Source organism: Paracoccus tibetensis (assembly GCF_900102505.1).
GTDB lineage: Bacteria > Pseudomonadota > Alphaproteobacteria > Rhodobacterales > Rhodobacteraceae > Paracoccus > Paracoccus tibetensis.
In genome coordinates this window covers 1-13,475 of the sequence record NZ_FMVT01000014.1, presented here as the reverse complement: position 1 = coordinate 13,475, position 13,475 = coordinate 1, and the positions used below count along the sequence as shown (strand labels likewise).

Below are 13,475 nucleotides of genomic sequence, written 5' to 3'. Positions count from 1 at the left end.
CAGACAGTTCGACGCGCTCTCGCGCAGGGTCGTCGGAGGCTGGCCGCCCAAGCTTAAGGGCGGCTTAAGGGATGTGGGGGGTCAAATGGATGACAGTGGCAGAGCGATTGTCACCTCCTGACCGCCACTACCGCTGCCCAGTTCCATCCGTCCGTCCATGCGCTGGACGGCTGCCGCAACGATCGCTAGGCCCAACCCGCTGCCATGGACTTCCCGGCCGGGACCACGCCAGAAGCGGTCCGTGACCCGGTCGCGGTCCTGAGGCCGGATGCCTGGACCTTCGTCGCGGACGCTCAACACCACGAATGCTCCATCACAGGATGCAATCAGCCTGACCGTCCCGCCCGGAGGGGAATGTTGGATCGCGTTCTCGACGAGGTTGCGCAGAGCGCTGTGGACCAGGATGCGCGGCGCAACGAGTGGCGGGATGCCCTTGGCCTGCACGTCCAGGCGCACCTCTCGGAGACGTGCCTGATCCTCGGCTTGCTGGGCAATTTTGGAAAGCAGGGCAGCCACGTCCAGTCGTTCGACCGAAGCCGCGTCCTGATCAATGGCTGTCAGGTTCAGGAGCTGGCGCACCATCCGGTCGGTGCGGTCAACGGAGGTCGTGATGGTGGCCAGGGCCCGCTCGCGCACTGCTGGATCGGAGGTCATCCGGGCGATCTGCGCGTGGGTCCGCAGCCCGGCCAGGGGCGTCTTCAACTCGTGGGCCGCAAAAGCCGTGAAGTCCCTCTCGGTCCTGCGAACATCGTCAAGACGCTGGAACAGGCTGTTGAGCGCCCGGCGCACCGGCCGGATCTCACGTGGGTCGCCAACTCCCACCAGCGGGCTCAGGTCGTCCGGCTTGCGGTTGCGCAGAGTGCTTTCCAGATGCGCCAGTGGCGCAAGTCCGCGGCCGACGCTGACCCAGATCAGCAGCGCGAGCGCAGGGAAGACCACCACCAGCGGCCAGAGAAGCCCCTGCACCACATCCCCCACCAAGCGGTCGCGCACCTGGATCCGGTCGCCGACCATGACCCGCACTCCCATGTTGGAATTAACCACGGTGAAGACCCGCCAAGGCTCGCCATCGATCAGGGTCGTGGCAAAGCCTTCATCCTCGGACAGCTTTTCCGCAGGTGCTCCGGAAGAGGCCCCGAGCAGATTTCCTCGGAGCGACCAGATCTGGCAGGACAACTGGCGCGAATACTCTCCCGCCCCCGGCAGCGCGATGGTGGCCTGCGCCGCGGTCTCATCCAGTGCGATGCGCCGGTCTGCCATGAGAGAGCTGACCATGTTCGCAGCCTCCGCGAGCCGGGCATCGAGCACCTGCTCGACCTGCGCACGTGTGGAGACGTTGATCCACAATGCCGCCGACAGCCATATCGCGCTGGTGGCAAGTGTCAGAATGAGAATGAGGCGCAGGCGGATCGACATCAGTCGGCCCCTCCTTTGCTGGCCGGAACGCAATAGCCGAGGCCGCGCACGGTCTGGATCAGGTCGCGACCCAGTTTGGAGCGCAGGTGATGGACATGCACCTCGACCGTGTTGCTCTCAACATCCTCCTGCCATCCGTAGAGACGCTCTTCCAGCTGCGCCCGCGACAGGATGCGGCCGGGATGTTCGACCAGCGCGTGCAGGATGGCGAACTCGCGCCGCGACAGGTGTAGGCGGCAGCCGTCCCGGCTGGCGGTCATCGCGGCCGGGTCCAGTTCCAACCCGCTCCAGCGCAGGACAGGGGTTGCCCGGCCACCCTGCCGGCGCAGCATGGCCCGAATCCGGGCTGCCAACTCGTCAAGATCGAAGGGCTTGCCAACATAGTCGTCTGCACCGCCGTCGAGGCCAGCAACCCGGTCCCGCACCTGGTCTCGCGCCGTCAGCAGCAGCACTGGCAGCGTGTTACCCTTCGCCCGCATCTCCGCCAGGAGATCGGTGCCCATTCCATCCGGCAGCATGATGTCCAGGACGATGCCGGCGAACTCGCTGTGCTCGAGTGCGGCGCGCGCATCTGCCAGGGAACCCACTATATCGGCTGTAAATCCTGACAAGCCCAGCCCGACGGACAGCCCTTCCGAAAGTACCGGATCATCTTCAACGATCAGCAACCGCATCACGGGGCCCTTCCTGCGTTCTTGTCTGGCGGTGTGACGCGCCAAGCTTAAGCCTCGCTTAAGCTGGCCTCCTTAGCCGCAGCACCATGATGATGCGAATCCTATGGGCGGCGCTGGCCGCGTTGACATTCTGGAGCGGTATGGCGCTTGCGCAGCCTGCTCCGCCACTCGATCCCTCTGACGCGTTCGTGCTGAGCGTGACGCCCGACCCGGCGGGTGGCCTGCAGATCGTGTGGGACGTGCAGCCGGGGTATTACCTCTATCGCAGCAAGATCGAAGCCTTCGATGCTGACGGAACAGCCATTCCCCTCATCTTGCCCGAGGGTGAGGTCTATGACGACCCCTGGATGGGGCGCGACGAGATCTACCGCACGCCGATTGCGACGACGATCCCCGATCCTCGGGAAGCTGTCACCCTGCACTGGCAAGGCTGCCAGCAGGACGGCATCTGTTATGCGCCCCAACAGGTGGTGCTGGAGACGGACGGGACGGTCCGTGCCGAACAGGTTGCTGAAGCCGAAGCTTTCGGATCCTGGCGCGCGGACAGCAACGCCCCGCAACCCGGCGCGCCTGACAGCGCGACCTCCGAGGGGCAGGACGGGCTGAAGCTCGCCCAAGAGGAGGGCCTCGTGGCCGACTTGGCTGGCCGGGGCGGCGTTGCGCTCGTTCTGCTGGGCTTTCTCGGCTTCGGGCTGCTGTTGTCTCTGACGCCATGTGTGTTGCCAATGGTCCCCATCGTCGCCGGAATGCTGACCCGCCAGGGCAGCGGGATGACGGCGGGGCGAGGGCTGGCACTCACCGGTGCCTATGTCGTCGCGATGGCTTCAGCCTTCGGGCTGCTTGGGGTCGGGGCGGCCTGGTCTGGAGCCAACCTGCAAGCCACGCTGCAATCGCCATGGGCCATCGGCGTCATAGCGGCGATTTTCGTGATGCTGGCGCTCTCGATGTTCGGCCTGTTCGAGCTGCAGATGCCAGCAAGCTGGCAGGCCCGTCTGACACGGCGTCCGAGCTCTGCCGGATCGTTGGGCGCCGCGGCGGTTCTTGGGTTCGGCTCGGCGCTCATTGTCGGCCCTTGCGTGACGGCACCGCTGGCGGGGGCACTGATTTACATCGCGCAGACTGGTGACGTGGCCTTGGGTGCCGCGGCCCTCTTCGCCCTCGGGCTTGGACAGGGGGTGCCTCTGCTGGCGGTGGGGGCTTTCGGCCCGCATATCCTGCCCCGCCGGGGGGCCTGGATGGAGCGAGTTAAGCTGGCCTTTGGCGCGGTTTTCCTGGGAATGGCGATCTGGCTGGCCGGGCGCATCCTGCCGGGACCTGCTGTTCTGGCGCTATGGGCTGCACTGCTGACAAGCTGCGGGGTCGCGCTCGGCGCTTTGGACCGCCTGGCACCGGGTACCACGCGCGGCCCGCGCATGGTATCGGCCGCAGGCCTGCTGCTGATCTTTGCAGGTCTGGTGCAGGGCCTTGGGGCGGCCCTTGGTGCCGATGATCCAATGCGGCCCCTGGCACCGTTGGCTAAGCGAGCGGCGCAGGTATCGCCGGATCAGCCGTCGTTCCAGACCGTGACCACGCAAACCGGACTCGATGCCGCACTGCAGGGATCACAGCCCGCCCTGATCTATGTCACCGCCGACTGGTGCGTGACCTGCCGCGCCATTGAGCGGGGACCGATGTCCGATCCGCAGGTCAAGGACGCCCTGAACGACCTGGTGCGCATCAAGGTGGACGTGACTGATTTCACAATCGAAGCGCAGGCCCTGATGGCAAGTCTTGCCGCCGCAGGTCCGCCGACGATGATCTTCGTGGATGCGGCACGGTCCGAGCCACAGAGCAGCCGTCTTGTCGGCGGCGTGGAGACACCGGATCTTCTCGCCTCTATCGCCAAGGTCGTCGAATGAACGCGATCTCCATCGGTCCCTTCGCCTTTGACGCATCCCGTCTGGCAGCAGTCGCCTCGATCCTGCTGTTCCTCGTGATAACGGAGTTGGGAGCCCGGTACGGCCGCCAGCAACAGCGGATCCTTGGGGCTTGGGCCGGTTGGCTCGTTCTGGCCTGGATCCTGGGAGCACGAGCCGGCTTTGTGATATCCCACTGGGGCGACTTCGCTGCATCATCGCTGGACGCGTTCAAGCTCTGGCAGGGTGGTTTTTCTGCATGGGCGGGGTGGCTGGCAGCAGGCGCCGTCCTGTTTTGGGCCCTTCTGCGAGGGCACAGCGCAGTCCTGCGTCCGGTCCTGATCGCTGTCGCAGGGACGGTCGTCGCGCATCAGGCGATCACGGCGGCGCTGCCCCGTCCGCAGATGCGCCTGCCGCCGATGGAGCTTCTTGCTCTGGACGGCACGCCCGCCCAGCTGGCCGGAGGGGGCCAGGTGACGGTGTTGAACCTCTGGGCCACGTGGTGTCCACCATGTCGCCGAGAGATGCCAATGATGACCGAACTGGCGGCCGAGTTGCCGGAGGTCAGGTTCATCTTCGCCAATCAGGGCGAAGGCCCGGATCAGATCTTTGCTTTTCTTGCGGCCGAGAGCCTGCCGCTGAGCGGGATGCTGCGCGATCCGCAAGGGCACCTGATGAGCCGGCTGCGCGCCGTGGGGCTTCCCAGCACCTTGGTCTTCGACGAGCAGGACATGCTGGTCGCAGCCCATACCGGCGAGATCTCCCGCCCCGCACTCCGCTCCCTGATCAAGACTGCAAAGGAATGACATGACACAGCTTCTGAGGGTATTTCTGGCCGGAACAGCTTTGCTGGCGGTGGCTGCCTGCGAGACTGCCTCGCATGTAACTGAGCCACCGCCCGCCGCCCCTGCGCCCCCTCCGGTCCGGCCCGAAACCGCGGCCATGTATGACGCACAGAACGATGGCGACCTGACCGTTCCCGCCATTCCCAAGAGCCTGCTGACCGAGGACAAGGCCCGGCAGGTGGTGGACTATTGGACTGAAGAACCTGTCGGCACCATCATTGTCGATCCTCATGCCAGGCGGCTTTATCATGTGCAGCCGGATAACAAGGCCATGCGCTACACGGTGGGTGTCGGAGCCGCAGGATACGGCTTCACCGGCGAGGCGCATACTCCCTATCAGCGGGATTGGCCCCGCTGGACCCCCACCGACAGTATGCTGGCCGAGAACCCCGAGCAGTACGGACCCTCGGCGGCCGGCGTCGAGGGTGGGCTCTCGAACCCCATGGGCGCGCGAGCGCTCTATATCCACAACAGCGGCGGCGACACCTTCTACCGCATCCACGGCACACCAGACCCGCAGTCGATCGGCACCGCCAGTTCGGCCGGATGCATCCGCCTGTTCAACCAGGACATCATCCACCTGGCCGAGAATACCCGCAGCATGAGCAAGGTCGTGGTTCTGACGCAAGCGCAGTCGGGACGGGGAACAACGCCGCCCGCCGCCGAGATGCCGACCGCCACCGGAGGACCGACATGACCCTTGACCGCAGAACGTTTCTCGCCGCCGGTGCTGGCGCCGGTGTCGTGGCGCTTGGTGGCGGAGCATGGACACTGCTGCGTCAGTCCGGCCGTGCAGGCGAGCCGAGCGTCGACGACGTGCTTCATGATCCCGATCAGCCTGTCCTGGGCAACCCGGAGGGCGATCTCACCATTGCCGAGTTCTTCGATTACCAGTGCCCGTTCTGCAAGCGCGGCCACCCGGATCTCATGGACGAGGTCGAAGCCGATGGAAACATCCGCCTGCTGATGAAGGACTGGCCGATCTTCGGAAGCGCTTCGGTTCTTGCTGCGCAAATGGTGCTGGGGGCAGCAGATCCGGCACGCTATGCGGCGGCGCAAGCCGCGCTGATGGCAACGCCTGCACGCCTGACTGAGGAAGACGTGCGGACGATCTTGGCCGCAGCCGGCCATGATCCTGACAGGATGCTGGAAAGCTATCAACAGGATCGGCAACGGTGGGACGGGCTGATGGGCCGCAATGCCCGGCAGGCGGCCGCCCTTGGTCTGCAGGGTACCCCGGCCTTCATTATCGGCCGCACAATTCACGCTGGTGCGCTGGACCGGGGCCGCCTGCGAGCGGCCATCGCCGCAGCGCGCACCGGCGCCTGAACCCGATTTCTCACAACTAAGAAGGAGCAGAAGATGAGTAAGGTTTCACGCCGTCGACTGATGGGACTGATCGCAGTTGGCGGCCTGGCCGCACCGGTCGTGGCGCGGGCGCAATCCGGGCCGGATAGAAACATCAGCAGTTTCACCATGCAGCGTTGGCAGGATCATTTCGACGAACTGGGGCTCGGTGCCATTGTCGCCGATACCGGTTCACGGGCATTGCATTTCTGGTCGGGGGATGGAGAGATCTACCGGACCTATCCCACCTCAGTGCCCATTTCGGATGAACTGACAAAGCGCGGCTATACCGAAATCGTGCGCAAGAAAAAGGGTCCCAGCTGGACGCCCACCGCCTCGATGATGGAGCGCTTCCCGCATTACCGCCCGATGGGCCCCGGGCCGGACAATCCCCTGGGCACCCATGCGATGTATCTGTCCTGGCCAGCCTACTTGATCCACGGCACCCATGACACGCGGAAGATCGGGCGGCTGTCGTCCGATGGCTGCATCGGACTATACAACGAGAAGATCGAGGAGCTGTTCGGGATGTGTCCCGTCGGCACACAGGTCCGGATCATCTGAATGGCGGACAGGCAAAACGGGACACGCCGCCGCGTCAGATGTCCTTGCAGAAGGCCTCGTAAAGGGCTGCCATCAGCACCTCGAGATCCGGATCGCTGATCCGATAGTGGATCGTCTGGCTTTCGCGGCGCGTGTCCACCATGCCCGCCTCGCGCAGCTTGGCCAGATGTTGGCTCAGGGCCGACTGGCTCAAGCCCACCGCCTGCTGGAGCGCGCCGACCGAGCGCTCACCCTTGGCCAGTTCACACAGGATCAAGAGGCGCTTGGCATTGGCGACCAGTGCCAGCCGTCCGGCAACGTAGTCCGCCCGCTCTTGCAGAACCTGCGAAGCCTGATCGTCCAGTTCCATTATATTAGCCTTGACTGATTTAGTATCAGTTAATATATAGCGCTGCAAGGGCGGCGAGGCAAGTGTCGCCAACAGGATGGAGAGCCGCAATGGAGATGGAAATCGAGACCACATTCACGCCATTGGCTTCCCTTGGCGGCGGCGTGTTGATCGGGTTGAGCGCCGTGATGGTCATGGGGCTCTTCGGCCGCATCGCCGGGATCGCGGGCATCACGCAGGGCGCTGTGGGCGGGGTCGTGCCGATCAGTGCCGCTCCCCGGGATAGGGACTGGCGGTGGGCGTTCCTGCTGGGACTGCTGGCGGCACCATTGGTCATCATGGCGGTGGGCGGAGCCGTCACGCAGACGGTCCCGCAGAACCTGTTCGCTATGGCCATTGCCGGGCTTCTGGTCGGCACGGGCACTGCTCTCGGCTCTGGCTGCACCTCGGGCCACGGTGTCTGCGGCCTGGCGCGCCTGTCAGGGCGCTCACTGGTCGCCGTCGCGACCTTCATGACGGCGGGCTTTGTTACCGTCTTCCTTATTCGCCACGTCCTGGGAGGATTGTGATGCGCATTCTGTGGGGTTTTCTCAGCGGGCTCGTCTTTGGGCTGGGGCTGGTGATCTCGGGCATGGCCAACCCGGCCAAGGTGCTGAACTTCCTCGATCTGGCAGGCAGCTGGGACCCGAGCCTGGCCTTCGTGATGGGCGGGGCCACCGTCACGGCGTTCATCGGCTATAGCCTCGTCTGGCGGCGTCAGGCGCCGGTCCTTGACCAGACCTTCGACATTCCCAAGAGCCGCAGCATTGACAGGCCGCTGGTCACCGGGGCTGCGCTTTTCGGGATTGGCTGGGGGATCGGCGGCTTCTGCCCCGGCCCGGCTTGGACCGCACTTCCCCTGATGGCGCCCGGGACGTTGATCTTTCTGCCGGCCATGCTGGTTGGCCTGTGGGCCGGCGCCAGGATCAAGGGCTTGGGACTTCTTCAAGCAAAAGGAGCAGCAACATGAGCAACTCAAAACTCCAGCAGCCGGTCGTGCGCCACTCGCCGTCGCGGGGGCCAAGCAGCCCCGATGTCTGGGGCATCTACGAGCCAGATACCGGATCGATCCAGTATATCTGCGCGGACCCGGCCACGAAGAAGGCGGCGCTGATCGATGTTGTCTGGAACCTGGACCCGAAGAACTATCGTTTCTCGACGGGCAGCATGGAGCAGGTCCTGAACCTGGTGCAGCAGAACGGCTTGAGCGTCGAATGGATTCTGGACACGCATCCCCACGCCGATCACGTCATGGCTTCTGCGCTTCTGAAGGAGCGCATCGGCGCGCCCACCGCCATTGGTGAGAAGGCCCCGGATATCGCAAGCATTTGGGCGGGTCTTTACAACCTTCCTGATGCCTTCGATCCGGCTCGCGACTTCGATCGGCTCTTTGCCGACGGCGAGACCTTCCGGATCGGCGATCTGGACGTCCGGGTGATGCTATCGCCGGGGCACACGCTCGGCTCGATCACCTATGTCTGCGGTGACGCCGCCTTCACCCACGACACGCTGATGCAGCCCGATGTCGGCACCTCGCGCGCCGATTTCCCCGGCGGCACCACCGAGGAGCTGTGGGACTCGATCCAGGAGATCCTGACTCTGCCAGGCGAGACACGCCTCTTTGTGGGCCACGACTACGGCACCGACGAGCGTGACGAGCCGGAATGGGAAGCCACTGTGGCCGAGCATCGTGCCGAAAACCGTCACGTCAAGGACGGCACCCGGCGCGAAGACTGGATTAAGCTGCGCAACGAGCGGGACGCGACCTTGGCGCTGCCCGACCGGATCCTGGCCGCGTTGCAGATCAATCTGCGCGGCGGGCACCTGCCTGCGGCCGAAGAAGATGGCAACAACTACCTGAAGATCCCAGTCAACCGCTTCTGAGGAGACTGAGCATGACCATGACCATGAAACAGCTTGTCGAGGACGCCCGCAGCCGCGTGACGGCGGTCTCGCCCGCTGATGCCGCACGGGCAGCCGAAGAGGGCGATCTTGTTCTCGACGTGCGCGAATCGGCGGAACTGGAAACGGACGGGCACGTGCCGGGCGCGCTGCATGTGCCGCGCGGCATTCTGGAAACACGCGCCGATGCTACTGCCGCGACCGCAGTGGCGCAATTGATCGGTATGCGCGGCACGGGACGGGTGCATGTCCTTTGCGCCTCTGGCGGCCGTGCGGCGCTGGCCGCAGATACGCTGCGCGTCATGGGGTATGAGGCCGACCTCATCGAAGGTGGGTTGTCCGCCTGGAAGGCAAACGGCCTTCCCGTCGAGGGCTGAGGCATGGCAAGGCTGAGGCGTTACCTGCCCATCCTGGACTGGGGGCGTGCCTATGATCGGCACGCCTTCCTCAGCGACGGGATGGCAGCGGTGATTGTCACGATCATGCTGATCCCTCAGTCCTTGGCCTATGCCATGATCGCCGGGCTACCGCCGGTCATCGGGCTTTATGCCTCGATCCTGCCGCTCGTCGTTTACGCCCTTTTCGGCAGCAGCCGCACCCTGTCGGTGGGTCCTGTGGCGGTCGTCTCGCTTCTGACCGCCGCGGCCGCCAGCAGCGTCGCTTCACCCGGCAGCCCGGAATATATCGCGGCCGCGCTGGCGCTGGCGCTTCTGTCGGGACTGATCCTGCTGGCGATGGGGATCTTCCGCCTCGGCTTTGTCGCGAACCTGCTGTCTCACCCCGTCATCTCCGGTTTCATCACCGCATCCAGCCTGCTGATCGCGACTGGTCAGCTGAAGCACATTCTTGGCACGCAGGCCCACGGGCATACCATGTTCGAGATGATACCCTCCCTGATCGAGAACCTGGCTGACATGCATCTGCCGACGCTGGCGATCGGGACAACAGCGACCGCGTTCCTCTTCTGGTCGCGCAAGTCTCTCAAGCCAACGCTCTTGGCCCTGAATGTCCCGGACGGGATCGCGGTCCTTCTGTCCCGAACAGGTCCGGTGATGGTCGTCATCGCCTCGATCCTGGTCGTCGTGGGGCTGGGTCTCGACGCAAAGGGCGTGGCCGTGGTTGGGGACGTACCCCGGGGCTTGCCCCCCCTGTCACTGCCGGCTCTAGACCTGTCGCTCTGGACCACCCTTTTACCGGCCGCCATGCTGATCGCCCTGATCGGCTTTGTGGAGTCGGTGTCGGTGGCGCAGACCCTGGCCGCGAAGCGACGCCAGTCCATCAGCCCGGATCAGGAACTGATCGGTCTCGGCATGGCCAGCCTCGCCGCGGCCTTCTCTTCCGGCTATCCGGTCACGGGCGGCTTTGCGCGATCAGTCGTCAATTTCGACGCCGGTGCCCAGACCCCGGCGGCGGGCGCCTTCACGGCCATCGGCATTGCCTTGGCCTCGCTGTTCCTGACGCCGCTGCTGTTTCACCTGCCGATCGCGGTTCTGGCGGCCACCATAATCGTAGCGGTCCTGAGCCTGGCGGACTTCGGTGCCTTGTCCCGGACCTGGAGATATTCGCGTGCAGATTTTGCAGCCCTGGCCACCACGCTGCTGGTGACTCTGGGCGGCGGCGTCGAGACGGGGATCGTTGCCGGGGTCGCCGTCTCAGTCCTGCTGCACCTCTGGGCGACGTCGAGCCCGCATGTCGCGGTGATCGGACAGGTGCCCGGTACGCAGCATTTCCGCAATGTCCTGCGACACGATGTGGTCTGCACGCCGGAGATCCTCGGGCTGCGCATCGACGAAAGCCTGTTTTTCGCCAATGCCCGCGCCACCGAGAATGTCATCCAGCAGGAGGTCGCAGCCCGTCCTGCACTGCACCACGTCGTGCTGAACTGCGCGGCCGTCAACAGCATCGACGCGAGTGCGCTCGAAAGTCTGGAACTGGTCATGCATCGTCTGGAGGACGCGGGTATTCGCCTGCACCTGTCCGAGGTCAAGGGTCCCGTCATGGACCGCTTGAAGCGCAGCGACTTCCTGCATCACCTTACGGGTGAGGTGTTCTTGTCACACTATCAAGCTCTGGAGACGCTTGCTCCTGCGGTGGCGCATACATCATATGCTACCAGTCTGGCAGCCCCGGCTGAACCATCACTCCAGTCTCGAAGCGGCAGATCATCTAGTCTTTCCGAATGACCGCTATAGGCGCCGGTGCATGATGCTGCATAAGCACTGCGGCGTGTAGTTGGAAGGCGGCTATGGGCTCAAATTACCCAAATGCGCGTATCTGACCGGCCCACGCATCGCTGCGTAAGATGCTGCAGAATGATCACCGCCGGACACATGGTTCCTTACGAGGTCGGCAACTGCCGCCGCAGAATGGGCTTCGGTAGGGAGCCGCCTCATTGTCACTCCGCGTGATCGGGTCACAACGATCGCTACGAGGTTGGCGTCCCAACGTCCCGGCAGGGACTATCCGCCGAGGCGGATGATGCGGGGCCAGAAGGGAAGGGGCTAGGTCATGCCGCCTTTCCCTGCTGGCCGTATTCGAATTCCGTGCCGCCAACCCAGATGGCGTGCATGATGATCGCGAGCTTCCTTGCGACCGCGACCGCCGCGCGCTTGAACCCGCTGCGCTTGTAGAGGCGCATGCCCCACGCCTTCAGCGCCGACCAGCTGGCGGTCTTGGTCAGAACCACGGTCGCCGCCTGATACAAATAGGATCGCATCATCCGGTCCGGGGCATGTCCTATGCCTGCCGACCAGCTGGCCTCCCCGGATTGCCGCACCCTTGGGGACAGTCCGAGATAGGGCCCAAGCTTGTTGGATGAGGAAAACCGCGTCGGATCATCCACGGCCGTCATGAAGGTCAGGGCGACGAGATAGCCGATGCCTGGAACGGTCATAATGCGTTTGGCATCCGGATCGCAGGCGGCGATATTCTTCAGCTCGTCCTCATATGCCTCAATCTGGGCGGCCAGAGCGTCATGCACCGCCAGAAGGGGCGTCAGCAGGGGACCGAACTGCGGGTTGTCTTGTATGATCTCGCGCACGATGGCTGGAAACCTGCGGGTCGCAGTGCTGCCCGTGAAGAGGCCGAAGGACTTCACGACACCCCGCATCTGGTTGAGCATGTCCTTGCGGGACAGGCGCAGCTGATAACGGGCGGACAATAGTGACCGGACATATTGCGTCTGCGGGCTACGGACATTGGCTTCCTTGAACCAGCCGATCCGCATGAGCTCGGCTAGACCCTGCGCGTCATTCTTGTCGGTCTTGTTCTTGCGCATAGACAGCGCGCGCTTTGCGTGCCGCGCGTCCATGCAGATCACCGGCAATCCACGTGCGCGGAGCGCGCGCCACAGCCATGGGGTCGTCGCACCGGTTTCCATACCGATCCGCGCGCAGTCCGGGGCTTTCTCATGGATGATGCTGGTTAACGCATCGGGATCAGATGGAACAGCACCTTGGAAAAGGCGCTTTCCATCCTGATCCACGATGCAGACATGCGTCTCCGCCAGTGAGATATCGAGGCCGACATAGGTTGTAACAGGCGTCTGCTGGTCCATTCTGCCCTCCATTGCGACAGGTCCATATGCACCGTCCTATGAAGGCTGGGCGAAGAACCGTTGTCACCCCATGTCACCCGCAGGGCCGAGACTGGCCCCCTGAACCGACTATTGCGGCCCTGCGCGGGCAGGCTCGGAACGAGACAAGCGGGCAGGATCAGGCGCAAAGGAGGGGCAGGGGGACAGGCTCGGGGCGTAGGTCGGCGCCAGCCGGCCGGAGCCTAGAGCGCGGTCCCGGCCAAAGGACGGGATGCCGCAGAGTCAGTTCTGAAACGGCCTAGGTGTTCAGTCCCGGCATCTGGTGGATCGGGTTTAGGATGAATCTGTCTGGCTCGGATGTCCAGATTTTGCAGATGTATTCGTAGGGCGTGAGGCCCCCGAGGGTCTTGAGCCTGCGTGCGAAGTTGTAGGCCGCCATGAAGTCCGCCAGGTGGGTGCGGAGCTGGTTGTGGTCATCGTAATGGAAGCGCTTGACCGTCGCGTCCTTGATCGTGCGGTTCATTCGCTCGACTTGGCCATTCGTCCAAGGGTGGTTGGGTTTCGTAAGGCGATGTTCAATGCCGTTGGCCTCGCAGATCATGTCGAAACGCATGGGCCGGGAATAGGCGGTGTTCCGGTTCCGTGGCTGCTCGGCGAACTGAATGCCGTTGTCTGTGAGAATGGTGTGAACCTGATACGGCACGACCTCGAGCATGTGCTGCAGGAACTCCCAAGCTGTCTTCCTGTCCGCCTTGTCGACGAGTTGGGTCACGGCAAACTTGCTCGTGCGGTCGATGCCGACGAACAGGTAAAGCTTGCCTTCAGCAGTCTGCACCTCGGCGATGTCGATGTGGAAGAAGCCGATGGGGTAGCGCTTGAACTTCGACCGCTTCGGCTTGTCGCCTTCCACGTCAGGTAGTCGGGAGATGC

General features: G+C 64.1%; 15 protein-coding genes. 10 read left to right on the top strand and 5 right to left on the bottom strand.

Going from position 1 to position 13,475, the window contains the following annotated elements:
* Positions 1-81: 81 nt before the first annotated feature.
* Together BLP73_RS16360 and BLP73_RS16355 are read right to left on the bottom strand one after the other, a co-directional pair.
* Complete coding sequence (locus tag BLP73_RS16360) at positions 82-1,416, bottom strand: sensor histidine kinase (RefSeq protein ID WP_245686714.1); 1,335 nt, start codon at positions 1,414-1,416, stop codon at positions 82-84.
* Positions 1,416-2,090 carry a winged helix-turn-helix domain-containing protein gene (locus BLP73_RS16355; RefSeq protein ID WP_090747220.1) on the bottom strand — a complete coding sequence of 225 codons (675 nt, stop codon included), beginning with the start codon at positions 2,088-2,090 and terminating at the stop codon, positions 1,416-1,418. The genes BLP73_RS16360 and BLP73_RS16355 overlap by 1 nt, the downstream gene beginning before the upstream one ends.
* 86 nt (positions 2,091-2,176) lie before the next feature.
* Here BLP73_RS16355 and dsbD point away from each other — a divergent pair, with 86 nt between their 5' ends.
* From dsbD to BLP73_RS16330, 5 genes are read left to right on the top strand one after another with little or no spacing between them, the layout of a single operon-like run.
* Positions 2,177-3,988, top strand: a complete 1,812-nt coding sequence (gene dsbD, locus BLP73_RS16350; RefSeq protein ID WP_245686713.1) for a protein-disulfide reductase DsbD — start codon at positions 2,177-2,179, stop codon at positions 3,986-3,988.
* Positions 3,985-4,791, top strand: coding sequence for a TlpA disulfide reductase family protein (locus BLP73_RS16345; protein WP_090747217.1), 807 nt, complete (start codon positions 3,985-3,987; stop codon positions 4,789-4,791). The genes dsbD and BLP73_RS16345 overlap by 4 nt, the downstream gene beginning before the upstream one ends.
* Position 4,792: 1 nt before the next feature.
* Positions 4,793-5,527, top strand: coding sequence for a L,D-transpeptidase (locus tag BLP73_RS16340; protein WP_090747214.1), 735 nt, complete (start codon positions 4,793-4,795; stop codon positions 5,525-5,527).
* A complete protein-coding gene (locus BLP73_RS16335) occupies positions 5,524-6,159 on the top strand; it encodes a thioredoxin domain-containing protein (RefSeq protein WP_090747207.1) in 636 nt (211 codons plus the stop codon). Before BLP73_RS16340 ends, BLP73_RS16335 begins: the two co-directional genes overlap by 4 nt.
* A gap of 33 nt (positions 6,160-6,192) precedes the next feature.
* Positions 6,193-6,741, top strand: coding sequence for a L,D-transpeptidase (locus BLP73_RS16330; RefSeq protein WP_090747203.1), 549 nt, complete (start codon positions 6,193-6,195; stop codon positions 6,739-6,741).
* A 34-nt stretch (positions 6,742-6,775) separates the two neighbouring features.
* On the opposite strand, the gene BLP73_RS16325 is transcribed toward BLP73_RS16330, so the two are convergent.
* A complete protein-coding gene (locus tag BLP73_RS16325; RefSeq protein WP_090747201.1) occupies positions 6,776-7,090 on the bottom strand; it encodes an ArsR/SmtB family transcription factor in 315 nt (104 codons plus the stop codon).
* Between the two features lie 89 nt (positions 7,091-7,179).
* On the opposite strand from BLP73_RS16325, the gene BLP73_RS16320 reads away from it, so the two are divergent.
* From BLP73_RS16320 to BLP73_RS16300, 5 genes are read left to right on the top strand one after another with little or no spacing between them, the layout of a single operon-like run.
* Positions 7,180-7,638 carry a YeeE/YedE family protein gene (locus BLP73_RS16320; RefSeq protein WP_090747198.1) on the top strand — a complete coding sequence of 153 codons (459 nt, stop codon included), beginning with the start codon at positions 7,180-7,182 and terminating at the stop codon, positions 7,636-7,638.
* Positions 7,638-8,078, top strand: coding sequence for a DUF6691 family protein (locus tag BLP73_RS16315; RefSeq protein WP_090747195.1), 441 nt, complete (start codon positions 7,638-7,640; stop codon positions 8,076-8,078). Before BLP73_RS16320 ends, BLP73_RS16315 begins: the two co-directional genes overlap by 1 nt.
* On the top strand, positions 8,075-8,992 hold the full coding sequence (locus tag BLP73_RS16310; RefSeq protein WP_090747192.1) for an MBL fold metallo-hydrolase: 918 nt from the start codon (positions 8,075-8,077) through the stop codon (positions 8,990-8,992). The genes BLP73_RS16315 and BLP73_RS16310 overlap by 4 nt, the downstream gene beginning before the upstream one ends.
* Before the next feature lie 11 nt (positions 8,993-9,003).
* Positions 9,004-9,387, top strand: a complete 384-nt coding sequence (locus BLP73_RS16305; RefSeq protein WP_217630709.1) for a rhodanese-like domain-containing protein — start codon at positions 9,004-9,006, stop codon at positions 9,385-9,387.
* 3 nt (positions 9,388-9,390) lie between these two features.
* Positions 9,391-11,193: a SulP family inorganic anion transporter gene (locus BLP73_RS16300; RefSeq protein WP_090747186.1), complete on the top strand. Its 1,803-nt coding sequence runs from the start codon at positions 9,391-9,393 to the stop codon at positions 11,191-11,193.
* A gap of 323 nt (positions 11,194-11,516) precedes the next feature.
* Here BLP73_RS16300 and BLP73_RS16295 read toward each other — a convergent pair whose 3' ends face one another.
* Positions 11,517-12,566, bottom strand: a complete 1,050-nt coding sequence (locus BLP73_RS16295; protein ID WP_175453397.1) for an IS110 family RNA-guided transposase — start codon at positions 12,564-12,566, stop codon at positions 11,517-11,519.
* Positions 12,567-12,843: 277 nt separating this feature from the next.
* Positions 12,844-13,475: integrase core domain-containing protein (locus BLP73_RS16290; RefSeq protein WP_139166000.1), on the bottom strand; the 632-nt coding region annotated here is incomplete at its 5' end.